We start from the raw sequence: 23352 nt of genomic DNA on the forward strand, positions 1-23352 counted from the left end.
GATTTCCACCCAGCCCAACCCGTCCGGTAGAGTCTCCCTCGGTAGCGTGTCCGAGCGGCCAAAGGAGCACGCCTCGAAAGCGTGTGTGGGGGCAACTTCACCGTGGGTTCGAATCCCACCGCTACCGCCAGAGCAGCACGATGAAGGGCACCTACGAAATTTCGTAGGTGCCCTTCATCGTTCGCCGTCTCAGCTTCCGTTCCGCTTTGGCTCCTGGACCCGCTTCAGACCCGCCTGACGGCTCCTCAACGCCCTCGGCCGCTACCTTCCAGACGAGACCGCCGATCCGCTGGGCGATGCCGTTCCGGACTGTGCGGCCATGTGCTTGCCGGCAGTGGCCATCGCCACGGGCGACCGCTCCATGACAACCGTCACCGCCCGCTCACTGATGCCCACCCAGTATGACCACGACGGTGGCCGCAGTCTGGCGCGCGGCGTGAGACCCCGGGCGTACCGGGTCCGAGAACAGTCGAGAAGGCTCCACCGCTCGCCTCGATGGCTGCGCGAGATGAGCGGCGCAGCCCACCTCCGAGGGGAACACTCAGTACCCTTCCGGCAAGGCGACGCCTGAGTCGCGCACGACAACGCAGCCACGTCGCGGGACCTGACGAAGGGCGCGCCCACCGTCCCACTCCCGAGCAAGGAGGCTACTAATGGTGACCGCGCGACCGTAGAGTGTCGCCATGGCTGCAGAGACACGCGCACGAGACTTCAAGATCACCGTGCTAGGTCGAACGTTGGAGCACCTTGGGACCCAAATGTATAAGAGAAGGGACGTAGCGATTGCGGAGCTCGTGGCTAATTGCTGGGATGCGGGAGCAAAGCGTGTCGACATCGAGATTCCAAGAGCAGAATCCTATAGCCCCACAACGAGCGTCCTTACGGTGACCGATGATGGCTCTGGGATGAGCGACGAAGAGATTGAGAAGAACTATCTAGTAATCGGCAGAAATCGGCGATCCGCTGGTCAGGGAACGGTCGATGGCAGGCGCGTGATGGGCCGCAAGGGCGTGGGTAAGCTCGCTGGATTCGGCCTGGCTCGGACTATGGTGGTCACCACGTGGCGAGGTGGAGAGGCCTGCACCCTGACACTTGATGCCAAATCCCTTAAAACAGACTCTGACCATACAGAAGATGTTGCAATTCCAGGAGTTATCGCACCGAAGAGCTCCGAACTCCCCCACCTCAGTGGAACTCGCATTGAGATGAAGGATCTCAAGCACAAGTCCCCCGTTGGCATCGAGGGCCTCAATCGATCACTAGCCCGCCGCTTCAGCGCCACCGTGCGAGGCGAGATGGAGATCTATCTCAACGGGGAACGGGTAACGGATCCGGATATTTCCTTTGATATGCGCGAGCCAGCCTCTGGCGACGCCGCAACCGAAATCGAACCCGGACAGTCAATCAAATGGTGGGCCGGATTCAGTCACACCGTGCTTCCCAAAGAACTTCAAGGCTTCACTGTTATTGTGAATGGCAAGACCGCTCAAGCACCTCCATACTTCTTCGACGTCGAAGGAACTGCAAGCGGACAGCACGGCACTAAATATCTGACCGGAGTAATCGAGGCAGACTATCTCGACACCGGATCCGATGACGACTCTGATCGAGTTTCCACAGACAGGCAGGAAATCGACTGGGACGACGATGTCTCGGTACCGTTGAAGGCATGGGGAGATGCCTTGACAAGGAAACTGCTACGCGAGCGGATCGAGCAGCGAGGGCAGAAACTCAAGGACGAGGTCGGAACGAATCCGGCCTTTGCCGCGAGAATTGCCAGGCTCGATCGCAGCTCAGCCAAGCAGGTGGACAAATTTCTGGAGCTTCTCGGAAAAGCAGGCACCGAAGGCGACCGGGTGGATCCACTTGCAGACACCATCCTCCGCGCATTTGAATATCGGCAGTTCCACGACTTCATAGCCGAGCTAGACGTTGCCGCATCAGACCCCCTGGCGCTGCAACAGGCGGTGGAGTACATGCACGACTGGAAGCTTCTTGAAAGTCGCGCGGTATTGGAGGTCGTACGTGGGAGACTTGACATTATTGACAAGTTCTATGAACTTATCGTCGACGACGCTCCGGAAACAGCATCCAGCAAGAGCCGGGAGAATCTCCACGACCTGATTGCCGACTACCCCTGGCTAATCAATCCCGAGTGGCAGGTATTCTCGGAAGAGAAGCGAATTACTACCAAACTCCGAGACTGGGGGCGTGAAGATCTGATCGACCCAGCGTATGCGGGCCGGTATGACTTCCTCGCTCTCTCAGGAAATGGAGAACTGGTGGTGATTGAAATTAAGCGAGCTGGCCACGCTGTCACGACTCATGATCTCTACAATCTCGAAGAGTATGCCCGCCGCTTGGGGGACGCCCAGAAGGTCGGACTCATGGCCTTCATCTCCAGTGAGAAATTTGAAATCAGCTCAGGCCTTCGGGCCAGCTGGGAGCAGCGCGAGGACGCTGCACTCTATTCTTGGCAGGAGATTCAGACCCGTGCCCGCACGTACTACGAACACTATCGCGCAATTCTTGAAGGCGACGTAGAAGATGCGCACTTCAGCAGAAAAGAAAGAGAAGTTGCCCGAACCCGAGACGTCCTAGAGGGTGGCGCCTACAGGGGAGTTCATCTGCGGCGAGATGGAGTCGGACCTCAGGACGTTGACTACGGAGCGAATACAGATCCCGAGAACTAGAAGTTCATCGCCACCGCCAGCTTCGCGAGGGGCTTCGACTGATTGCAGCCGGAGCTCCTAGTCATCTACCTACTTAATTCGCCACTGACTGCTTCTGGCGTGACACCATCGACCAATTCATTCGGGAAGGGCGGGTCCGACTGTGTTGATTCTTTTCCGAGCCGCGGCGACCTCATCGATGACAAGTTGAGCTGCTTCGCCAGGCGGGGTGTGCTCCCAAAACCTGAGCACCTTCCAACCGGAATTCTCCAGAAGGCGGACCGTCTCCGCGTCTCGGGCCTTGGTGTCTTTGATCTTCTCAACCCAGAAGTCCCGGTTCGTCGCCGGCACACTCCGGTGTTCCGGACAACCGTGCCAATAGCAACCGTCTACGAAGACGGCAACCTTCGCCTTCGGGAACACCACGTCCGCCGTCCGCCGAAGTGACGGTATCGGCCGAGCTGAGACCCGATAGCGGAGCCCGGCACGGTGGAGTAGCGATCGGAGGCGCAGCTCCGGTTTCGTGTCCCTGCCCTTATTCCCGACCATCGACTTCCGTGTGGCGGGGGAGGAGGCCCATGAGTCCTCCGGGGCCGACGGCTTCGAGAGCATCCCGGCTTCCCGCGCCAGTCGCCAGCCCTCGCGAAGGTTCTCGACGCGGGTGGGGCGGTCGAGCTTCCCCAGCGGGACGGTCGTCGAGCGGCCGTCGACGGACCAGCGAAGGACGGCAGTGATCAGCCCGGTGCGAATGGATCCCTTCAGGACGACGCTCGCTGGTCGGAGGCGACCTTCTCCGACGTCCACCAAACGACAGTCGGCGCCTCCCGCAGTGCGGTCCTGCTCCCGAGACCGCTGCGCTCTGTCGAGCCCTGGGCGCGGACGCCACATGCGGTCGGGGAGGGCTGGCGCCGATGACCTGCCCTTGCCCTCTGGTGTCACTGAGGTCCCCTCACTGTCGAGCGTGCTTCAAAGCCGACGATAAGGCTCGCAAGGCCAACCGTGGCAAGCGTTGGCTCTGCCCGATGTGACCGAAATGGGGGCCGGCGCGAAGGAAGTTCGACGTAGTAGAGTCATACAGGCTCTGCCTTGTACCAGGTATGCCTCGCCGGCTAGAGTGCGCTCATGGCCGACATCCCCTCCGCGACCAGCGGCTTCAGTCCGACTGACATCGGCACCCTCCCCGCCTCCGGTCGATTCCGCATGATCGATCTCTTCGCGGGCTGTGGCGGGCTGACCAAGGGGTTCGTAGACGCCCGCCACAACGGACGTCAGGTCTACAAGTCGATCGCCGCCGTTGAGATCGACCGCGCGGCGGCCGCGACCTACGCGGCCAACTTCGGCTCTCACGTCCACAACGGTGACATCGCCGCGTGGGTACAACGGAAGGGCGGCATCCCCCGAGCTGACATCGTCCTCGGCGGTCCGCCGTGCCAGGGATTCTCCCGCCTCGGGAACCAAGACCCGGACGACGCGCGCAACCAGTTGTGGCGCCACTACCTGACCGTCGTCGCCGACGTCAGGCCGAAGTTCTTCGTGATGGAGAACGTCGACGCCTTCAGGCGAGCCCCCGAGTTCCAACTGCTAGTGAACGAAACCCGCCCCGGAGGGCTCCTTGCGGACTACCTCATCCGGCACGATCTCATCAGTGCGGACGACCACGGCGTGCCGCAGCGGCGTAAGCGGACGATCCTCGTCGGTGCGCGGAAAGACCTGGTCGTAGCTCCCGGGTCGGACAGGCGAATCATCGATGTACCGGAGATCGAACTGCAGAGCCTCTTGATCCCCGGCCCCTCCGCCAACAAGCCGTCGACCGTCTGGCAGACGATCTCGGATCTCGTTCTGAAGAAGCTCGACCCACAACTGCCGATTCGTGAAGGCAAGTTCGACGGCTCTGCGATCCAAGGACCGTTCAGCATGAATGAACTCCACCTCCGCCGGAACGGCATCACCGAGCATTCCATGCAGCGCTATGCCTCCATCCCGGAGGGTGGGAACCGCTTCGACATCCCCGAGGAACTGCTCTCCCCTTGCTGGAAGAAGCACAAGACCGGATCTGCTGATGTCATGGGGCGGTTGTTCCGGAACAAGCCGTCCGTGACGATCCGCACGGAGTTCTTCAAGCCCGAGAAGGGGAGGTACCTCCACCCGTGGCTCCACCGTCCCATCACGCACCTGGAGGCGGCTCTTCTGCAGAGCTTCCCGATGGACTTCAAGTGGTGTGGCACACGGAACGAGATCGCCCGGCAGATCGGCAACGCCGTCCCCGTCGGCTTGGCCCGTGTCATCGCCGAACATCTCGCGCCTCTTCTCCTCGCCCAGCCCGCCGAGCGTCCGGCGACGCCGACTAAGACCCGCCGTCGCGCCAAGGAGCGTGCCCTGACCGCGGCCTGACAGCGGTAGGTCTGCGGGCGGCACCGATCCGTGTGGCCTGACCCTGTCGCTGCTGTACGGTCGTCAGGTCGTGTGTCCGGCGTGGAGCCAACGTTCCGTGTCGGGCCGAGGTGCGGGGCTTAAGGGGATCCGTGGACGAGTTCGATGCGCAGTACGAGGCATTCCGGCGCCTGATTAAGACTCAGACTCCCGAGCAGGCCCTTGGAACGATCAAGCTCTTCGGGATGAGCGATGATCTCGCCAAACGCATCGCCGAGCGCCACCAGCGGGAGACCATCGAGATCCGGGAGAAGCGTCAGCCCGGTTCGGTCGTCCGCAACAATCGCGAGACCTGGTACGTCGGGCCGCAGGACGACGACCGGTGTTGGCCCGCCCTACAGGAGCTGTTGAGGAAGCAGCCGTCCTGGGACGACGATGGCCTCCGGGACCTGGACGCGGCGTCCACCAAGGTGGTCTCGATGCTCGATCACCCCATGGAGAAGGACTTCTCCACTCGTGGACTCGTCGTCGGCTACGTCCAGTCCGGCAAGACCACCAACTTCACGGCTCTCATCGCCAAGGCCGCAGACGCCGGGTACAAGTTCTTCATCGTCCTCGCGGGCGTCCACAACGGCCTCCGCCGGCAGACGCAGCTCCGGCTGGAACGTCAGCTCGTCGACCCGGTCATCGACCAATGGCACCCCCTCACGGGCCCGGACGGCGACTTCGAGCCCCCTGCCGGCAATCCGGCTGCCTTCTTCACCCACAAGAGCCAGCAGCACGTCCTCTGCGTGGTGAAGAAGAACGTGCCACGGCTCGTGAAGCTGAAGGACTGGCTCGCGAAGGCCCCCGATTACCTGAAGAACTGTCCGACGCTCATCATCGACGACGAGGCAGACCAGGCCAGCATCGCCTCCAAGCGAACGAACCCGCTGATCCGAGAGATCATCGACCTGTTCCCCCGCGGTGGCTACATCGGCTACACCGCGACCCCGTTCGCAAACCTCCTCATCGACCCGACGGCCAAGGATCTCTATCCCCAGGACTTCGTCGTCAACTTGCCTAAGCCTCGCGGGCACTTCGGGACAGAGGTCCTCTTCGGCCGTGAACCACTCGATGGTGAGGATCCTGAGGACGTGCCGGACGGCTACGACATGATCCGCACGGTCCCAGAAGAAGAGATCCCGCTCGTCCGGCCCTGCCGCGACGAGATCGAGGACTTCACGCCAGAGATCGACGGAGCCCTCCGGACCGCCGTCCTCTATTTCTGGTTGGCCACTGCCGCGCGCCGGGTACGCGGGCGCGGGGTCCCGCATTCCACGATGCTCGTCCACACCAGTGTCAGCACCCTGGTTCACGAGAGCTTCAAGGGGCCGCTCGAGCGTTTCCGTTGCCGAACCTCTGAAATGATCAAGGTCTGCGACGATGCGCTCCTCAACGAGCTGCGTGAGCTGTGGGACTCGGAAACGGCTCGTGTACCTGGAACGGAACCGGACTTCGGGGAGGAGAAGGTGCTCTTCGAGGAGCTCCTCCCGAAATTGACCGGGGTCGTCGACGACTGCCGGATCATCCTGGACAACTCCAAGAGCGTCGAGCGTCTCGACTACGAGACCGGCCCGGTGGTGGCCATCGCGGTCGGAGGCAACACCCTCTCTCGTGGCCTCACACTTGAGGGCCTCGCAGTGAGCTACTTCGTACGTGGCGCCTCCACCTACGACACTCTGCTCCAGATGGGGCGCTGGTTCGGTTTCCGTGACGGTTACGCTGACTTGCCCCGAATCTGGATGACCGACGAGCTACGCGACTGGTTCCGTCACATCGCCACCGTCGAGTCCGAGATGCGTCGTGACATCGACCTGTACATGGTCGAAGACAAGACGCCCTTGTCATTCGCCGTCCGGCTCCGCAACCACCCTTCACTTCGGATCACCGCAGCGGCCAAGATGCGGGACGCGGTCAAGGCCAGCGCCTCATACGGTGGCCAACGGATTCAGACCAGCTACTTCCGCACCCACGACGCAGACTGGCTGCGCGCCAACCAGGCTGCGGCGCGTGAACTCGTCGAGCGTGCCCTCCACGAGGCCGGCGCCCGCCACGAGGACCGCTCCGCAGAGGGCCGCCATGTGCTGCACGACGTCCCCTACGACATGGTCCTGGACTTCCTCGGCAATTACCGCTTCCATGAAAAGTCGATGGAGTGCAACGCAGGCCTGATCCGCAGCTACGTCGAGCGGCGGGTAAAGGCCCACGGCGGAGGCGCCCTGAAGCGGTGGAACGTCGCGATCATCGGCACCCCGCTCAGCGGTTCCGCGGAGAGCAGCTACGAGTTCGCCTCAGGCATCGCGGTGGACCGCGTGTTCCGTGCGAAGCTCCCGAGCAGTCCCGAGGCCGCGAACATCAAGACCCTCATGAGCCGCCGGGACGCCGGTGTCGACCTCGATTTGAGCGCACTCGAAGAGGTCACCGAGGCTGCCCTCAAGAGGGCTCGTCAGGCGCAGTGTCCGGAAACCGGTCTGCTCACCCTCTACCCCATCGATCGAGAGTCGCCCACTAGGCGTGAACGTCGTCAGCCGCTCGCCGCGGTCGACCACGTGATCGGCGTCGGTCTCGTCTTCCCATTGCCCCGAGGCGAGGACAGCGAGGTCGAGTGGTACAGCGCCAACCTGTCAGGCGTCGTCCTCGAGGAGGACGAGTTGGACAGTGACGAGTTGGCGATGCTGCTCGAGGACGACGTCCGATGAGCACGGCGGATCTTCGCATAGTTCTGGACGATCACTGGCGCCGTCTTGAGGCCACTCCACTCTCAGAGGGGCAGGCCGTTCTGACTTCTGCGCTGCCGGTCCAGACTGCGCAAGGGCCGTTGTTGGCCGCAATGGACGGTACGGGTCTGCGGCACCTATTGGTTCCGCTGAAGTCACGACAGCGCGTCTCGGCGGGACTCGTCAGCGCATCCCTCCGGATCTCGGAACGTCCTCTGGAGGACGAGGAAAGCTACGGACGCTTCGCCGACGTAGCTTGCACGAGACGCGAACTGGACGACGTCTTCACCGGGTTGTGTGGTGACGTCCTCGTGGCGTTGGAAGCCGACGGCGAACGCCCCTACCGCACCGCCCGAGCCGTAGTGGAGCGGTGGAAGCAGCTGTTCAGCAGTAGCCCCCGAGCCCTCACGACCGAGCAGGTCGTCGGCCTCTTCGGCGAACTCTTCGTCCTGACCCGGTTGCTGCAGGAGGACCCCGGAGCGGTTCGCCATTGGGTCGGACCTAATGGCGAGCGCCACGACTTCACCGACGGCAAGCACGCGCTGGAAGTGAAGAGCAGCATCACGGTCTCCGAGCGCCGCGTCTTCCAGGTCCACGGTTTGGACCAACTGGAGGCCCCGGCAGGAGGAGACCTCCTTCTCGCCTGGCACCGCTTCGAGTCGCACCCGGGAGGAAGCACGCTCGGCGAACTCGTCGCCCGGGCCATGGAACTGTGTGACGACGAAGCCGCTCTGCTCTCTAAGCTCGCGTCCGTCGGATATCGGCTCTCGGACGACGAGCATCGGAACGGGCCCCGTCTCTCCCTTGTCGAGGATCGCTGGTACTGCGTCGACGACAGGTTTCCACGGCTCACCACGGGCTCGGTGTTCAGCGGAGAGGTGCCGGCCGGGGTCCTCGACGTCCGGTACACGGTCGACCTGGCAGGTGCTCGTTCCGAGCCGTTGGACGCAGCCGTGGTGACCACCATGCTCCGGCTCTTGGGGGAAACGACGTGACCACATCGCCACGCTGGCTGTCGGAGTCGTACGGGCCGGGTGGCGGCGGTGCGGCCGAGGGCATCCTCAGGAATCTCGACGCGACCGAGATGGACCCCGTCACGCTGCTGGTCCGAGAGTCGGCCCAGAACAGCTGGGACGCCCGTTGCGGCGACGTACCGGTCGACTATCGAATCGGGCTGCGTACGCTCGGACCGAGCGAGGCCCCGGTGTGGCGCGATCTGCTGTTGGAGAACGCTCCCACCGTCGAACACCTCCGTCTGCGAGCCTCCCTCGCCCGCCCGGTCATACGCGTCCTGACCGTCACGGACACCGGCACGAAGGGGCTTGGCGGCCCCACACGTGCCGACGTCGTCGCCGACGGCGACTCCAACTTCGTCTCCTTCGTCCGCAAAACTGGCAGTTCCCAAGACCTGGACAGCCGCGGCGGTACGTACGGCTACGGCAAGGTGGTCTTCCACCTCGTATCCGGGCCGCACACCGTGCTCGTCCACACTCGCTGTCGGGTTGGCGACGGGTTCGAGACACGGCTCATCGGCTGGGCTGTTCACGAGAGTTACAGCACGGATACCGTCGACGGCCCCAAGACCTTCACCGGCCGGCACTACTGGGGGCGTGTACAGGACGGCTACGTCGAACCTCTCGTGGGCGAGGAGGCCGACGAGATGGCGCGGAAGCTCGGCCTCAAGCCGTTCCCGGCCGACGGGACCGGCACCACCGTCGCCGTCGTCGACCCCGATTTCGGCGAGCGGGACGACAGCGAGGCGATGCAGTGGATCGTCGACGCAATGGTCTGGAACCTCTGGCCCAAGATGCTTCCAGAGGGTGGAAGCTCCCCTATGCGCTTCTCCGTCACCCGCGACGGCGTGGAGATACCCGTCCCTCGGCCGTCGGAGGTACCTCACCTGCGGCCCTTTCTGTGGGCGCATGGAGAGATGGACAGAGTCATCGAGCACAAGACGATGGGACGGCCCCTCGGACGCATCGGCGTCCGCAAGTTCATCGCGCCTCCCGGCCCGCCACCGAGGGTCGCACAGGAGGCCGGCATCGGGGAGCGCCTGCACCATACCTGTCTCATGCGTCCCGTCGACCTCGTCGTCCGATACCTCGAGGGCCCGCCCTTCTACGAAGAGCACGGCGGATACGCGGCGGTATTCCGAGCGGATCCGACGATGGACCGGATCTTCGCGGCGACGGAGCCGGCCAGTCACGACAACTGGATGGTCGACAGGTTGAGCGGCGACGACCGCCGGCTCGCGAGACACGCCCTCAAAAAGATCTCTGACGCGATGAAGGAGGCGTCAGGGCCCACGGCAGTTGTCAACAACGCCGGTGACGGTGTCTCGTTGGCCGGCATGAGCAAGCTCATGGCCGGACTCATGGCGGGAGCACCGGGGCAGGGCGGCTCGGCAGCCTTTCCCACTGGCCCTGACCCCACTGCCATTGGTCCCGCCAACTGGCAGAAAGCCAGCACCGAGGGGCAGGACAGCGGTGGGGCTGTCAGTGGGGGCCAGACACCCGGCACCGGACACCACGGCAGGCGGGGAGCGCGTCTGCGCTATCTGGAGGAACCCTTCCACGACACCATCGACGGCAACGCGGTCCTCATCCAGCGGTTCGAACTCCTCGACGCAGGAGAGCAGGCGGTGCGGGGCCGGCTCGCCGTAGCGCTAAGCGATGTTCTAGGTAGGGAAAGCGAGCCACCGATCGGTGCTTCCGTTCCCACGGTACTGGGGTGGCGCTCCGACACCGGAGACATCTCGAGATCCGAGGAGCTCCACGTGCCAGGAGGCGACGGGAGGATCTGGGCCCTCGTCGTCAAACCGGCTCCGGACACCGTCACTGAGATCGCTGTGAGCTCGGACCGGAAGGACGGGCCCACGTGAACCGCCGCGCCTACCCATACCGCAGGCCACACCCGGACGCCGTCGCCACCGGCGGTTGGTTCCTCAGACAAGAAGATGGCGAAGGCGTCCCGCTCCCACCCTCGATAGTCGATTGGGACTACCAGCGAGACCTGGACTTCGAGTGCACCGTCGAAGTGGATCTGGACAAGGTCCGGGAGACGGCGGCGCTGCCCGTCGAGGCCGAACTCGCCCTCACAGTCGTCTGGAACTCGTCCGGCTCCGGGCTGCGCATGCTCGCCGCGGACAGGCCGTTGCAGGGGGTAGGGACCCGATCGGTACACCTGGCCTTCACGGTCCTCGGACGGGACAGCGGCGGTGTTCTGTCCATCGACACCCAACTCGTCCTCCCCTCACGCCTGGACAACCCCGACCCGACCGGCCCACGCCGCGCCGGGTCCGTCCTGTGGCACCGTGACGCCCAGGTGCGCCTCCAAGGTGACGCCTCACAGTTCCCAATGGCCGTCGTGGACTTCGGAAAGGCGGGTTATCCAGAGGACGCCCCTTGGTATCTGGACGTCGGGCCGAATCTCGAAGCCGCGACCATGGGTGCGGTGCTCCTGCTCGTCAACAGCAGGACCACCGTCGTACTGGACGCCATGCGCAAGGCTGAGAAAGCGAGACACGCGGAGAAACTGATCCACTCAGCGCTCCGTCAGGATGTCGTACGTCTCCTGATCGAGCACACGATCGCCAACGAGGACCTCGACGATGACTCGGTCTTCGAGACCGACGCCCTCGGCCACATGCTCCTCGGCGTCGTTCGCACTCATCTTCCCGGCATGACCTTGGCCTCCCTGCGAAGTATGCGGCGTAGTGACCCTTCGCTCTTGTCAGCCCGTGTCCAGAGTGCCGTCGGCCTCTTCGCGAAGGAGTCGTGATGGTCTACCTCTTCCCTCGGCTTCTCACCGGAGCGGCCAAGGAACTGCGGGAGACGTTTCTGGGTCAGTCCCCACAGGAACTCCGGAGCCACGCCGAACTGTCACATACGGCGATGTTCTACGCCGCTACGGGCGGTGTCAGACTGCCTACCGCCCAGCTAAGGGACCTTCGCGCCACGATCGTCCAAGCGGCCGAGGCGAGGGGGTTCCCCGCTCCGCACAACCGCAAGCAAGCCGCCATGTTCGACATCGCCGCGGCCGAGATCCTCCATCGAGACTCAGGGATCATCCCGGCCGAGGCCGTCGCCGGCGACCTGTGGGCGTTCCTCTCGCTGGTGGCGATGCCCGACGTCGCCGCGTGGCGGTACACCGATCTCCACCGTGACCGTGTCCTGGGCACCGACGTTACCCGGCACGTATTCGGTCGTTTGTGGTGGCGAGCCCATCTCGTTCACGACAGTGAGGCCGAGCGCGAAGACCTGTACGCCGCCCTCTCCGTACTCGGCGAGTCAGCCTTCGACCAGATTTACGCCCGTCGGACTTCCATCGGCGGTAGCCCCCACCTGGTTCGCGGCATCCTCAGAGTCTGGCAAGCAATCGATGTGCCTCGAGACGAGGTGAGCGAGCGCGATTTCCTTCGCGACCTACTGAAGAGGGTTCTGAGGCTTCAAGCCTTCATTTCGTTCGACTCGCTCTCGTCCAATGACCTCGATGAGGAGCTCGGGGCTCTAGCCGACGAGTCGCTGCGAGCCATGACCCAGGGAGCCTGACGGGGCCATCGGCGCTGCCAGTCTCTACCAAACCCTGAGTTCCACAAACGAAAGCGGGGCACAGACAGAGGCGTCTGGGCTGTCCTAGGAGTGGACCGTGTCCGCTGGCACAAAGCTGTCAGGCCGTGCCTCGGCGGGGCAACTCTCGCTCTATCGCACGCGCGACCTCGGGCCAGGGCACGGCCATCGGCGAGGTGCCACTCCAGTAGCCGTGACTCTGACGCACCAAGGTACTTACTCCCATCGGTGCGGCCTCTGGCGGCACCGATGCGAGGATTCGGCGCAGCACGCCTCCAGCGCCGCGCGCCGCAGGAGCTACACCGCTGCCGATGAGGAGGGTGGCGGTTCGAACCGAGTCGAGTACGTCGGGTGGTGCGATGGTGCCCGCGAAGGTGCCGAAGATGAGCTCCCACCAGGGCCGGCGGGTGAGCGCCCAGGCGAGGCGTTCGAGTCCGGAGCCCAGGTCCACCCCCATGCAGGTGGGATCTGCGGCGTTCCAAAGCAGGACGATGTCCCCGATCGGCAGGTCAAGGTGACGGAAGTGCACGGTGAGACCGCAGACTTCGCGTCGCTGCCAGACGGCGTTGCGTCCGTGGATGGTGATGTGTCGTGCGTGGAGTCCGACCCCGGAGAGCACCGTGAGCCACTGATCGAGAATTCCGGCGAACTCCGTTGGCCGAGTGACGGATTCGATGCGGGAGATGTTGACGAACGAGGTGAGGAAACCGTCTCGAAGGGATCCGGTGTGATCCCGCTCGCCGGTCAGTCTGACGACCGGCTGAGGAAGATATCCCCGACGGAACACGTACGGCTTGCCGTCCTTGAGGAGAGGATCGAGCGCCTGTACGGCGGAAATCGTCAGCTCGGTGTCCCGGCCCCAGCGCATGGGCAGTGGCCTGGCCCGGTCTACTCCGGCATCTCGGAAACCGTTCTCCAGTTTGTTCAGGAGGTGGGCCCAGGAGAATGGCCGAGTCGTGGGCCGGAACGGCGATCCGCGGTCTCGGTGGCGGATTTCGAAGTGGCCGTCGTCGCCGTGCTGGAACTCCCACTGCGAGCCGAGCCCGAGGCCGTCGCTCAGGAGATCCACTGGCCCCGACGATATGTCCGTGGTCAGCACGGCCTGGTCGCGAGAGCACGGAAGTGCCGCTCGGGGTCGAAGCGCTGGAGGCCGATGTCCTGCACGGTCGGCGCGTCCAGGTCCGTACAGAGTTCGATCGCCGTGGCCAGCGCCCCGGCCACGGCCTCGTCGTCGAGTTCAGGGTCCACCCGGGCGACGGCTCCGGTGGCCTCGCACAGTGCCGCCTCCGCGCAGGTCCCGTCTCGCCAGCAGAGCGCGGCGACTGGGGTGCCGGCGCGGAGGGATTCGCCGAACACCGCGGCGCCGGCCTCCACATACGTGCGCGAGCAGGTATAGACGTAGACCGCGGCTTCGGAGAACGCGGCGGTCTTGGCCACCCCGCCGAGTTCCCCGGCCCAGCTGACGTGTTCGGACGCGAAGAGCGCCTGGTGCCGCCGCATGTAGTCACCATCGAAGACCGGTCCGACGATGCGGATCCGCCGGCCGAGCAGCTGGGCCGCGCGCACCGCGAGGTGCGGGGCCTTCTCCTCATCGATCCGGCCGAGCCAGACGAGGTCTCGGCCGGGCACAGCAGGTGGTTCCGCTTCGCCGATACCGAGGTGGACGGCGTGCTCGATCATCGGGGCGTGGGATGCGTACAGCCCGGCCATCTCTGGTGAGTAGCAGTAGAGCCGGGAGCGCTTCGCGTCGAAGGCATCAATGGTGTGCCGGAAGACCGGCGAGTGCTGGAAGGTCGCGACATCACAGTCGAGATCGGCCCAGACCCGGCGCCAGCCGGCATGCGACGGGTACTCGTGGCCGACGACAAGCAAGTCGTACCCGGTGGCACGGAGTTCGCGAGTCTGTCGGATGCCCGGCTGGAGGTCCTCAAGGCGGACCGGACGGGTGGTCCAGTTGTCGCCGAGGTCGGTCCTCCAGCCGGGGCCGAGGAGGTGTACGTCGGCGCCTGCGGCTCGGGCGCCTTCCGCTACCGCCCAGAGCCAGCGTTCGATCCCGCCGTAGCCGGCGGGCGGGAAGGTGTAGCTGCTGGGGAAGTCGCAGACTCCGACTAACACTTATGCCTCCGTTGTTCCGTCCGCCGCGATTCGGCGGTATCCGAGGTAGGGCGCTAGGGCCTCGGGCAGGACGATCGATCCGTCCTGCTGCTGGCACTGTTCGAGAAGAGCGGCCAGGGTTCGGCCGATGGGCAGTCCGGAGCCGTTGAGCGTGGCGACGGGCTTGGTCTTGCCGTGCTCGTCCCGGGTGCGGATCCCCGCGCGCCGGGCCTGGAAGACGCCGGTGTCCGAGCAAGAGGAGATCTCGCGGTAGGTCTGCTGGCTGGGCAGCCAGACCTCGATGTCGTACGTGATCTGGGCGGAGAAGCCCAGGTCACCGGCCGCGAGCTGCACGACGCGGTAGGCCAAGCCCAGTTCCTTCAGGCAGGCCTCGGCGTGACCGAGCATCTTCTCCAGCTCGGCCTGCGAGTCCTCGGGATCGCAGATGCGAACCATCTCGACCTTGGAGAATTGGTGCTGGCGCAGGATGCCGCGGGTGTCCCGGCCGTACGAACCGGCCTCCGAGCGGAAGCACGGGGTGTGGGCGGTGAGGGCGAGCGGGAGTTCGGCGGGCGGAATGATCTCGTCCGCGTAGAGGTTGGTCAGCGGGACCTCGGCGGTCGGGATCAGAAAGAGCTCCCGGTCGCCCATCGTGGTGGCGAAGAGATCCTCTTCGAACTTCGGGAGCTGCCCGGTACCGGTCATCGTCTGGCGGGTGACCAGGAACGGCACCGAGTGCTCGATGTAGCCGTGCCGCTTGGTGTGCAGGTCCAGGAAGAGCGTGGCGAGGGCGCGCTCGATGGCGGCGCCGGCGCCGCGCGAGACGCTGAACCGGGAGCCGGAGAGCTTGCTCGCACGTCCGAAGTCGAGGATGCCGAGCGCCTCGCCGAGGTCCACGTGGTCCTTCGGCTCGAAGGAGAAGGATGGCGGAGCACCGACCCGGCGCAGTTCGACGGCGTGCTCGTCCGAGTCACCGTCGGGAGTGCTGTCCAGCGGGAGGTTCGGGATGGTGAGGAGGAAGTCCCGCAGTTCGGCCTGGACCTGCTCCTGCTCGGCCTCCGACGAGCGGATCGTCTCCTTGAGCTCGCGCGCCCGCTCCTTCAGCTTCTCCGTGTCGCCGCCCTGGCGGGCCGCCTGCTGGACCTCCTGGGCGACGCGCTTGGACTCGGACCGCAGCTCGTCGACGCTGAAGACGAGCTGAGATCGACGGGACTGAAGAGACTCCAACGCAGAGAGATCCAGGGTGTAGCCGCGGCGGGCGAGGCGGCGAACCGCCTCGGAGCCCATCTCGATAAGGACGCGGGGATCATGCATGGGGGTTCGTCTCCTCCAGCTGGATAGATACTGCTTCGACGTTAGCAAGCAGGAGGCCCACCTCCCTCCCGGTTTCCCATCCGCCGCTCGGAACTCCCGACCGCTCCTCTGCCGCAAGCTCATTGAGCAGCGCGCCGACGAGGGACAGCAGTTCCTCGTCTCCAAGCTGAACCAGGTCCAGGCAACGCACCTCGTCGAAGAAAATCGGCATCGGCTCGGTGGGCGCCCCGGCGGGCAGCTCCAGCCACCAGCGCAGTACCGACACCAGCAGCCCGTGGGCGATCACGACTCGGGGTGAGGGCAACTCCACCATCCGCCGAAGGCCGGCCAGCATCCGGCGAATGCCCTCACGCTGCGACTCGCGTGCACCGGGAGGTCGCGCCCACGGACCATGGGCGGCCAGCCAGCGTGCGTAGGTCAGGAACGGACCGCCCTCGAACTCTCCGTAGTGCAGTTCGTCGAGTCGGTACTCGACATCGATCTGCTCGCCAGGTTCGGCCATCAGCAGCCGAGCGGTCTCACTCGTCCGAGCGAAACCTGAGCAGACCCACACGGCAGGCCGGAGCGTGCACAGGGCGTCGCGCGCCGCCGAGCAGGCGGTACGTCCCGCCGCATCGAGCGGGAGCACGACCGCAGGATCGCCGTTGACCTGGTATCTCGTGCTGTAGGTGGTGCTGGCGTGGCGCAGCAGGTAGGTCGTCACAGTCGTCCCTTTCTCTCCTGGGGTCGGCCCGGTCCAGCTGCTCTGGCGAGAGCGTCGATCACCTGCTTCATGACGGGCGCCCGCCCGTCTCCGACTTCGCGGTAGTAGAGGAAACCGTCCACGCACAGCACCAGGCACCAGCGCGACAGGCGCTGTGGATCGAGGCCACCGGTCCTGACCGCAGTCTCGAATCGCTCCAGGGTGGCGGTGCCCAGGTCGTAGTAGACGGTCCAGAAGGCCCAGTCGAAGATCACGTCGCCGACCAGCGGCAACGGATCGATCAGAACCGGCCGGTGCTCACGGTCAAAGAGCACGTTCTCCCGGTACAGGTCCGCATGGAGGACCGACACCTGCTTGGGGTCATGCCACAGCGAGCCGGCCAGGGTCCCCACCCCGCCGATCCAGTCTCGGAGGATGCCGGGATCGTCCTCCCGCAAGCGTCGGTGCATCCGAGGGGCCATCTCGATGTCGAGGAAGTCCTGAAGGCTGGGCAGCCCAGCCGTCGGAACGCACTGGCGCCGGCCGAGAACGTGCAGCTGCTGTAGCGCTGCGGCGACCGGCTCGTACTCACCGGCTGGGCGGGCCGCGCCACCGGGAGCAGCCCCGACCACCTCCATCGCCATGATCGCGAGGTCGTCGGCACAACCGACCACCTGGGCCACCGGTCCGGCCGCCCAGGCCCGGAGGGCGAGCAGCTCGTTGCGGTAGCGCTCCCGGTCGGGCCACGCCTTGAGGAGTACCTTATGGCCGCTGCCGTTGTAGCGCGCGACCATCAACAGCGAGGCGTGGCCGACGTCGTGATAGTGACTCAGCGTCAGGTTCCAGCGGCGCGCAACCGTCGAGAACGCCTCCGGGGCCTGCGCCAGCCACCCTTCGACGGCAGAACCGTAGTGAGTCAGCAGACGCCGGCGCCCACCAGTCGAGGTGAGATCGGAGACAGTGCCCATCAGCTGAGGCAGACGCCACGGTGGACCAGCTCGTCGGTGAGCTCAGGGAAACCGGCGAGAGCCTGCGCCACCTGAGCCTGAACCTTGTCGAGCGGGGCGTCCTCGGCCGACAGCCGGACCAGCACCTTCCACGGTTGATCGAGCCGCTGCCCGGTGGCGCTGACCAGGTGGACTTCCGCGTAGCCGCCGGTCTCCGCGTGGAGCCGCTCGGCCAGCCGGACCGCCGCCAGATTGTAGAGCTTCCCGACGTGGTAGACCGGGTTCTTCCCGCTGGCGCCCTCCATGTTCATCGGACGCAACGGGGTGATCAGGCCGTTCACGCGGTTGCCGCGGCCGACGACGCCTTCGTCACCGGACTCGATGGAGCTGCCGGTGTATGTCAGGTACAGCTCGTCCTTCTCGGGAACGTCGCGGGCGTTGAGGCGGAAGGAGACCTCGGTATCCCGGAGGTGCTGCTGGGCGAAGCGACCGCACTCGGCCAGGATCTCGTCCTTGTTGGCGAGGTAGTGGCCGCGATCGGCCACGAGGGCGGACTTCTGGGGGACGCACAGCACAGTCTCGGCCCGCTCCCCGTCGTAGTGGCCCATGAGCTTGACGTCAGAGCCGCACCACGGGTTCGCTCGCGTGAAGTCGCTGTCACCCGAGAAGTGGTCGACCAGAGCGTGGGCGAAGGCCTCGAATGGCGCCACAGGCGCCAACCCGTGCCGAGAGAGGTGTCGTTGGCGAGCCGGACGCGGCGCTCACGCAGGTCGTCGACGGATCGCGGAGCGAACCAGCGGGACCGGTCGGTGCCCGAGTCGTCGGTCACGACGGCACCCGGGCTCGGGTTGCTGGTGATGTTGAAGACGAGATCGAGGTGGTCGGTGAGTTCGGGCAGCCGGCTGCGGAAGAAGGTCCGCACGACGTCCTCGGCGAGTGCCTTCACCGGAATGTCCTTGTCACCGCAGGCGTACGCGGCCCGGCCATTCAGCAAGACCTTCACTGGAGCCGTCATCCGCCCCGAACCGTAGCGGACTTCGCACGATCCACCGAGCAGCGCGAGCTTGTCGAAGTTGTGGTGGAGCACGGCGCCGAACCGCTCCAGGGTGTAGCGACTGTACTCGCGGGAGAGCTCCTCCGCGAGGTGGTCGGCGAGCGTGTCCGGGTGGCCGAGCCCCTTGCGCTCCAGCAGAACAAGGTTGGTGGGGAGCGGGGTTCCGGTCTCGATGGTGATGCTGCCGTTGTGGACGGTCGTGCTGACGCGTTCCATGACGTACTCCTCTGCGTAATCGAGGTGATGATGGGCTTAAGTGCGTGCGAGAGCAGGCCCGACTCAAGGCGCGAGTAAGCGAATCGGAGCCGGAGGCGGATGAGCGATTCGGTTCAGCGCGGCTCTAGCGGGATACCAGGCGATGCGGGCAACAGCAGGCCCCAGACGACCTTGCCGCCCGGGCTGGGACGCCATCCCCAGCTCTCGGTGAGGGCATCCACGATCAGCAGGCCCCGACCGTCCTCGTCGCACGAGTCGGCCGGCCGCGGCGCTGGAGTTCCCGGCGACTGATCGGCGACTTCGACAAGTAGCCCGTCCGCGGCCAGGTCCACGCTCACCTCGACCCGGTCCGACGGCCCCGAGGCCGCAACCGCGTTGGCCACCAACTCGCCCAGGACGAGCTCGAGGTCTCCCAACAGGCCCTTCGGCAGATGCCCGCCGAAGTGCTCGTGGGCCCGCCAGCGAGCCCACGTGGCAGCCCTCGTGTCAGACCTCAGCTCGCACCTGAGCGTTATGGCGCTTGCCACCCTCCCGCCTACGGCGACCAAACCCGCCGAGCGACCCTCACAACTGGTCGTCACGCCGCCGGTCCCAGAGGTGAACCCGATGTCTCGCACGAACCAACCTCCTCGTCTGCGACTGGCCACCAGGCGCCCTGGCCGGTCCTGATCTGATCGCGTGGATAACACCGAACGCTCTCCACACCGCGCCAGTCGCGGTGTGTAATGGAGCGTGAGCGCTTGAGAGACATTCAGCCGTGCCGCGAACTGTCTGACCAGTGCCGGCAAGTGGACAGCAGTCGCTGTCCACAAAGACGCCTCGGGGGACCAAATGCCGCGACCGCCAAAGCCCTTGGACCCGACCCGGTCGGCAGCCCACTGGCTCGGCGCCGAGATCCGGCACTGGCGAGAGCTCCGGAAGCTGAGCCAGGACAAGCTCGGCGCGCTGGTCCACCTCAGCGGTGACCTGATCAGCAAGTTCGAGAAGGCCGAGCGCCCCTGCCGTCTCCGACATGCCAAGGCGCTGGACGTCGTGCTCGACACCGGCGGAGTCCTCGGACGAAGCGTGGCGCTGGCTCAGGCTGAAATGGACAACCGCTCCCGGGAAATGGACAACTCGCCCAACAGGAGCACAATCACTCCCCGACGGACAGGGAGCGGAGGCAGGCTGGAAGAACCACGGTCTGCCTCCGAGTGGAACGAGCCCAATCCCATGGAACGACGCAACCTCCTCGCCGCGACCAGCGCAGCTCTCGCCGCCGGCCCCCTGCTCCAGCTGATGAACGCTGCCCAGGCTGCCGCCACGCCCTCTGCCGTGCGACCTGCGGACATCGAGCAGATCCGCACAGCAGCAACCACACTTCGCAGTTGGGACAATCTCTACGGCGGCGCCGGAGTGGTCCGCGACACCGCACTCGCCCAACTCCGTTGGGCCGCGAACCTGCTGAACAGCAAGTGCCCTGCCCCGCTCAGAGTCGAACTATTCAGTGCCGTCAGCCGCCTGGCCACCATCGTCGGCGCCTCGGCCTTCGATGCCTTCGCCCATGACGACGCCCACCGCCTCTTCGCCTTCGCCACGTCGTGCGCCGAAGAGGTGGACAACTGGCCGCTGCGCGCCATTTCCTACAACCTGCGCTCGCGGCAGGCCATCTGGCGGGGCGACCCGGACAACGGGCTCACCCTCGCCGAACTTGGTCTTGCCCGAGCGGACCGCCTCTCCCCCGCTGAACAGGCCATGCTCCACAACGCCCGCGCCCGAGCTCTGGCCAAGATGGGCCGCACCCAGCAGACCCTCACCGCGATCGGAGCATCCGACGATGCGTTCGCCTCGGTCGTCACCGCCAACGAGGGCCCATGGATGGCCTATTACGACAGTGCGCAGCACCATGGCGACACCGGCCACGCCCTGTTCGACCTGGCACTTGCCGGCCACCCGCCGCAGAACGCCCTTCTGCGGCTGCAGACCGCCGTCGACGGTCACGGCGACGGATTCGCCAGGTCCCGCACGTTCTCCCGGACCAAGCTGGCCTCCCTGCGGATGGCAGCTGGCGACCCAGAACAAGCGCTGGCCGACGGCCGCACTGCGCTGGCCGAGGTGAGCCGGCTCCGCTCCCTGCGGGCCAACCACGAGCTGGGAGAACTGGGCCGCGTCGCCCACCGCCACCGCACGATGCCCGGCGTCCGAGACCTGCGCGAGCAGATCACCTCTACGGTGGCGGTGTGACCAACACCGACGACTCCCACGCACTGCTGTTGAAGGCCTGCGCCGCCGCAGGCCTGTCAGCAGAGGAGGCCGAGCCCATCCGGATCGGGGAGAACGCCCTGTGGCGACTCCGTCATCAGGTCGTCGCGCGGATCGGCCGCCCCGGGCAGTGGGACGCCGCTGTGCGGGAACTCGCCGTCTCCCGCTGGCTGCGCGCCTGCGAGATCCCGGCTGTGCGGCCGCTCGACCACCTGCGGGAGCCCCTGGATGTCGACGGCAGCCCGGTGACCTTCTGGCACGAGCTACCGGAACACCGGCCCGGCACCGCCGCCGATATCGCACCGCTCCTTCGCCGCCTCCACGAACTGCCGATCCCGGACTTCCCGTTGGGCCGACTCGACCCGTTCGTCCGCCTCTCAGCTCGGATCGACGGTGCTGCCACGCTCGACAACGAGCAGCGGCAGTGGCTCCGCAACCGCCTCGCGGACCTCCAGGTGGCCTGGGCAAGCCTCCCCGCCGGCCGCCCGGCGAGCGTCATTCACGGCGACGCCTGGGGTGGGAACACCGCCTTCACCCCCACGACCGTCTACCTTCTCGACTTCGAACGCACCTCCCAGGGCCCACCCGAGTGGGACCTCACCGCCACCGCCGTCGGCCACACCACCTTCGGCACCGTTTCCGACCAGCAGTACGCGGCCTTCTGCGACGCGTACGGCGCCGACGTGACCACCTGGGCCGGCTACGAGATCCTCCGCGACATCCGCGAACTCCGCGTTACCTGCTTCGCCCTCCAGCACGCCGCCACGGATCCGCGTCGTCATCGCGAGGAAGCCCACTATCGCCTCGCCTGCATCCAGGGGCGACACGGTTCACGACCATGGAACTGGACGGCCGTAGGTTAAGCGCTTCTCAGCGCACCGAAAGTGGATGCCGCAACAATGAACTGACGGAGTTACAGTTAAGTCCAACCGAACATAGGTGACCCCGGCAGTGCATCAACACTCCGGGGTCTGGCAACAGGAGCGACAACTCCCGATGCGCGTACATCGTAGCGCCCACGTGCGCAATTTCACCGTGCTGCCCAACGGTCTGCTGCAGGACCGGCGGCTGAGTTACACCGCCCGCGGCCTGCTGGCCGACCTCCTCTCGCGCCCCGACTACTGGCGCGAGGACGGTCGGGCCATGGCGGACTCCAGCCCGCAGGGGCGCGGGGCGATTCGCAAGGCCTTGAAGGAGCTGACGGCGGCTGGCTACTACCGGGTTGTGAAACTGCGGCTGCCGGACGGGACGATCCGCAGCGAGGCCCACGTCTTCGACACGCCGCAGCGACCGGACCTGCCGCCGGGTGTCCCCCGTCCGGTCTCCGGTAAATCGACAACCGGCGGCGCTGACATCCCTCTTGTAAAGGACCGGGTCCAAGAACCCGCCCTCCCTGACCGAGCCAAGGCTGACGACGAGCAGGTCCGGGCGGCGGCGGTGACGCTGTTCCGGGTGATCAAGGCTGAGCCGCGCCTTCGGCTGGGTGAGGCCGAGGCGATGGCGCTGGCGCCGCTGGTCGCGCAGTGGCTGGAGCGTGGCGGCACGCCCGGCGAGCTGACCCAGGCCCTGTTGCCTGGCCTGCCCTCGGCCGTGCACTCCCCGGTCGGCCTGCTTCGTACCCGCCTGAAGCGCAAGATGCCGCCCGAGCGCCCAGCCTTCAGCTCCTCGTACGACGAGTGCGCCAAGTGCCACGATCCGGTGCCGCAGCCGGGCATCTGCCGACCGTGCGCCGGGCTCGACGTACGGGTGATCGCGGTCGGTGGCGGGGCGGCGGCGACCCTCGGGGGCGCCGGTCGCGCCCGAGCGGCGATGGAAGCCGCCCGGAGCGCGCTGGGCATGGCCTCGGCGATGCGGGTCGGTCCGTAAGGAGATGAGGAGGGGGGAGCGGCCTCGGGGGGACAGAGGCCGCTCCCCCGCGGAGGCGTCCCACAACCGGGGCCGCGTCGGGGGGAAGCCGCGGCACCGGTCCCACAGCGGGGAGGCTCCGGATCGGTGTACCGGTGATTCCTGCCAGATCCTCGGTACGGGATCCATCCTGCTCCTCGGACCGGGAGGCGGCATCCGGGTAAAGGGCACCAGGCCCCGGGACCTTCGTCCCAACAGGTGAACGCGTTGCTGACCTGCGTTGGGCCGTCCGGTGGATAAGCTGCGGCTGAGACAGGGCCGAAAGGGCGTACGCCGGAGGAAGCAGGGCGGTTCGATGGCACAGGCGAGGAAGGTCGGCATGTACCTTCTGCTGATTTTCGTGGGCTACACGATCATCCACTCCCCCGCACGCGCGGCGGAGTTGGTCCAGTCGGGTTTCGTGGGCATCTCGGACGCGGCCAAGTCGGTGGGGGCCTTCATGACCGGGCTGGTCAAGTAGTCGGATCAGGGCAGCCGATCAGGTGGTGGACGGCTCGGCCCGGCTCGGTGGGTGCCAGCTACCGTGGCGG

The 23352-nt window shown here is 65.9% G+C and carries 19 protein-coding genes, 1 tRNA gene and 2 pseudogenes; 13 read left to right on the forward strand and 9 right to left on the reverse strand.

Annotated features, from left to right (window positions below):
• Positions 1 to 40 precede the first annotated feature (40 nt).
• A tRNA-Ser gene (locus P3T37_RS10805) sits at positions 41 to 130 on the forward strand.
• Positions 131 to 683: 553 nt separating this feature from the next.
• The gene (locus P3T37_RS10810) at positions 684 to 2693 is read left to right on the forward strand and encodes an ATP-binding protein (protein WP_280723293.1); all 2010 of its coding nucleotides are present in this window, start codon (positions 684 to 686) and stop codon (positions 2691 to 2693) included.
• Positions 2694 to 2810: 117 nt separating this feature from the next.
• On the opposite strand, the gene P3T37_RS10815 is transcribed toward P3T37_RS10810, so the two are convergent.
• Positions 2811 to 3476 (reverse strand): very short patch repair endonuclease, encoded by a 666-nt coding sequence (locus P3T37_RS10815; protein WP_280723294.1) that lies wholly within the window; start codon positions 3474 to 3476, stop codon positions 2811 to 2813.
• 318 nt (positions 3477 to 3794) lie between these two features.
• Between P3T37_RS10815 and P3T37_RS10820 the strand changes: the two genes are divergently transcribed.
• From P3T37_RS10820 to P3T37_RS10845, 6 genes are all read left to right on the forward strand, one after another.
• Positions 3795 to 5063, forward strand: coding sequence for a DNA cytosine methyltransferase (locus P3T37_RS10820; RefSeq protein ID WP_280723295.1), 1269 nt, complete (start codon positions 3795 to 3797; stop codon positions 5061 to 5063).
• Between the two features lie 131 nt (positions 5064 to 5194).
• Entirely contained in the window at positions 5195 to 7783 is a 2589-nt protein-coding gene (locus P3T37_RS10825; protein WP_280723296.1) for a Z1 domain-containing protein, read from the forward strand.
• Entirely contained in the window at positions 7780 to 8796 is a 1017-nt protein-coding gene (locus tag P3T37_RS10830) for a PD-(D/E)XK motif protein (protein WP_280723297.1), read from the forward strand. Before P3T37_RS10825 ends, P3T37_RS10830 begins: the two co-directional genes overlap by 4 nt.
• A complete protein-coding gene (locus tag P3T37_RS10835) occupies positions 8793 to 10682 on the forward strand; it encodes a hypothetical protein (protein ID WP_280723298.1) in 1890 nt (629 codons plus the stop codon). The genes P3T37_RS10830 and P3T37_RS10835 overlap by 4 nt, the downstream gene beginning before the upstream one ends.
• Positions 10679 to 11581: a hypothetical protein gene (locus P3T37_RS10840; RefSeq protein ID WP_280723299.1), complete on the forward strand. Its 903-nt coding sequence runs from the start codon at positions 10679 to 10681 to the stop codon at positions 11579 to 11581. Before P3T37_RS10835 ends, P3T37_RS10840 begins: the two co-directional genes overlap by 4 nt.
• Complete coding sequence (locus P3T37_RS10845; protein WP_280723300.1) at positions 11581 to 12351, forward strand: DUF6339 family protein; 771 nt, start codon at positions 11581 to 11583, stop codon at positions 12349 to 12351. Before P3T37_RS10840 ends, P3T37_RS10845 begins: the two co-directional genes overlap by 1 nt.
• A 118-nt stretch (positions 12352 to 12469) precedes the next feature.
• Here P3T37_RS10845 and P3T37_RS10850 read toward each other — a convergent pair whose 3' ends face one another.
• From P3T37_RS10850 to P3T37_RS10885, 8 genes and pseudogenes are all read right to left on the reverse strand, one after another.
• A complete protein-coding gene (locus tag P3T37_RS10850; protein WP_280723301.1) occupies positions 12470 to 13438 on the reverse strand; it encodes a hypothetical protein in 969 nt (322 codons plus the stop codon).
• Positions 13439 to 13461: 23 nt separating this feature from the next.
• Entirely contained in the window at positions 13462 to 14484 is a 1023-nt protein-coding gene (locus tag P3T37_RS10855; RefSeq protein WP_280723302.1) for a glycosyltransferase, read from the reverse strand.
• Positions 14485 to 15777 carry a serine--tRNA ligase gene (gene serS / locus P3T37_RS10860; protein ID WP_280723303.1) on the reverse strand — a complete coding sequence of 431 codons (1293 nt, stop codon included), beginning with the start codon at positions 15775 to 15777 and terminating at the stop codon, positions 14485 to 14487.
• Positions 15770 to 16480, reverse strand: coding sequence for a histidine phosphatase family protein (locus P3T37_RS10865; RefSeq protein WP_280723304.1), 711 nt, complete (start codon positions 16478 to 16480; stop codon positions 15770 to 15772). Before P3T37_RS10865 ends, serS begins: the two co-directional genes overlap by 8 nt.
• Positions 16477 to 17427 (reverse strand): aminoglycoside phosphotransferase family protein, encoded by a 951-nt coding sequence (locus P3T37_RS10870; RefSeq protein ID WP_280723305.1) that lies wholly within the window; start codon positions 17425 to 17427, stop codon positions 16477 to 16479. The genes P3T37_RS10865 and P3T37_RS10870 overlap by 4 nt, the downstream gene beginning before the upstream one ends.
• Complete coding sequence (locus tag P3T37_RS10875; RefSeq protein ID WP_280723306.1) at positions 17427 to 18116, reverse strand: methionine adenosyltransferase; 690 nt, start codon at positions 18114 to 18116, stop codon at positions 17427 to 17429. Before P3T37_RS10875 ends, P3T37_RS10870 begins: the two co-directional genes overlap by 1 nt.
• A 65-nt stretch (positions 18117 to 18181) precedes the next feature.
• Positions 18182 to 18676 (reverse strand): annotated as a pseudogene (locus tag P3T37_RS10880) (methionine adenosyltransferase); the annotation flags it as partial.
• Positions 18677 to 18789: 113 nt separating this feature from the next.
• Positions 18790 to 19365: an ATP-binding protein gene (locus P3T37_RS10885; RefSeq protein WP_348533229.1), complete on the reverse strand. Its 576-nt coding sequence runs from the start codon at positions 19363 to 19365 to the stop codon at positions 18790 to 18792.
• 142 nt (positions 19366 to 19507) lie between these two features.
• Here P3T37_RS10885 and P3T37_RS10890 point away from each other — a divergent pair.
• From P3T37_RS10890 to P3T37_RS10910, 5 genes and pseudogenes are all read left to right on the forward strand, one after another.
• Positions 19508 to 19717, forward strand: a pseudogene (locus P3T37_RS10890) (helix-turn-helix transcriptional regulator); the annotation flags it as partial.
• A 171-nt stretch (positions 19718 to 19888) separates the two neighbouring features.
• Positions 19889 to 20899: a hypothetical protein gene (locus tag P3T37_RS10895; protein WP_280723448.1), complete on the forward strand. Its 1011-nt coding sequence runs from the start codon at positions 19889 to 19891 to the stop codon at positions 20897 to 20899.
• Positions 20896 to 21780: an aminoglycoside phosphotransferase family protein gene (locus P3T37_RS10900; protein ID WP_280723307.1), complete on the forward strand. Its 885-nt coding sequence runs from the start codon at positions 20896 to 20898 to the stop codon at positions 21778 to 21780. The genes P3T37_RS10895 and P3T37_RS10900 overlap by 4 nt, the downstream gene beginning before the upstream one ends.
• Before the next feature lie 133 nt (positions 21781 to 21913).
• On the forward strand, positions 21914 to 22783 hold the full coding sequence (locus P3T37_RS10905; protein ID WP_280723308.1) for a hypothetical protein: 870 nt from the start codon (positions 21914 to 21916) through the stop codon (positions 22781 to 22783).
• Between the two features lie 358 nt (positions 22784 to 23141).
• The gene (locus P3T37_RS10910) at positions 23142 to 23282 is read left to right on the forward strand and encodes a hypothetical protein (RefSeq protein ID WP_280723457.1); all 141 of its coding nucleotides are present in this window, start codon (positions 23142 to 23144) and stop codon (positions 23280 to 23282) included.
• The last annotated feature ends 70 nt before the right edge of the window (positions 23283 to 23352 follow it).

This window comes from Kitasatospora sp. MAA4, from assembly GCF_029893355.1.
Taxonomy (GTDB): Bacteria; Actinomycetota; Actinomycetes; order Streptomycetales; family Streptomycetaceae; genus Kitasatospora.

Excerpts from the sequence above, each read along its gene's own strand:
- P3T37_RS10810 (WP_280723293.1), top strand. The coding sequence starts at position 684 with ATGGCTGCAGAGACACGCGCACGAGACTTCAAGATCACCGTGCTAGGT.
- P3T37_RS10820 (WP_280723295.1), top strand. The coding sequence starts at position 3,795 with ATGGCCGACATCCCCTCCGCGACCAGCGGCTTCAGTCCGACTGACATC.
- P3T37_RS10830 (WP_280723297.1), top strand. The coding sequence starts at position 7,780 with ATGAGCACGGCGGATCTTCGCATAGTTCTGGACGATCACTGGCGCCGT.
- P3T37_RS10845 (WP_280723300.1), top strand. The coding sequence starts at position 11,581 with ATGGTCTACCTCTTCCCTCGGCTTCTCACCGGAGCGGCCAAGGAACTG.
- serS (WP_280723303.1), bottom strand. The coding sequence starts at position 15,777 with ATGCATGATCCCCGCGTCCTTATCGAGATGGGCTCCGAGGCGGTTCGC.
- P3T37_RS10870 (WP_280723305.1), bottom strand. The coding sequence starts at position 17,427 with ATGGGCACTGTCTCCGATCTCACCTCGACTGGTGGGCGCCGGCGTCTG.
- P3T37_RS10895 (WP_280723448.1), top strand. The coding sequence starts at position 19,889 with ATGGAACGACGCAACCTCCTCGCCGCGACCAGCGCAGCTCTCGCCGCC.
- P3T37_RS10905 (WP_280723308.1), top strand. The coding sequence starts at position 21,914 with ATGCGCGTACATCGTAGCGCCCACGTGCGCAATTTCACCGTGCTGCCC.
- P3T37_RS10910 (WP_280723457.1), top strand. The coding sequence starts at position 23,142 with ATGTACCTTCTGCTGATTTTCGTGGGCTACACGATCATCCACTCCCCC.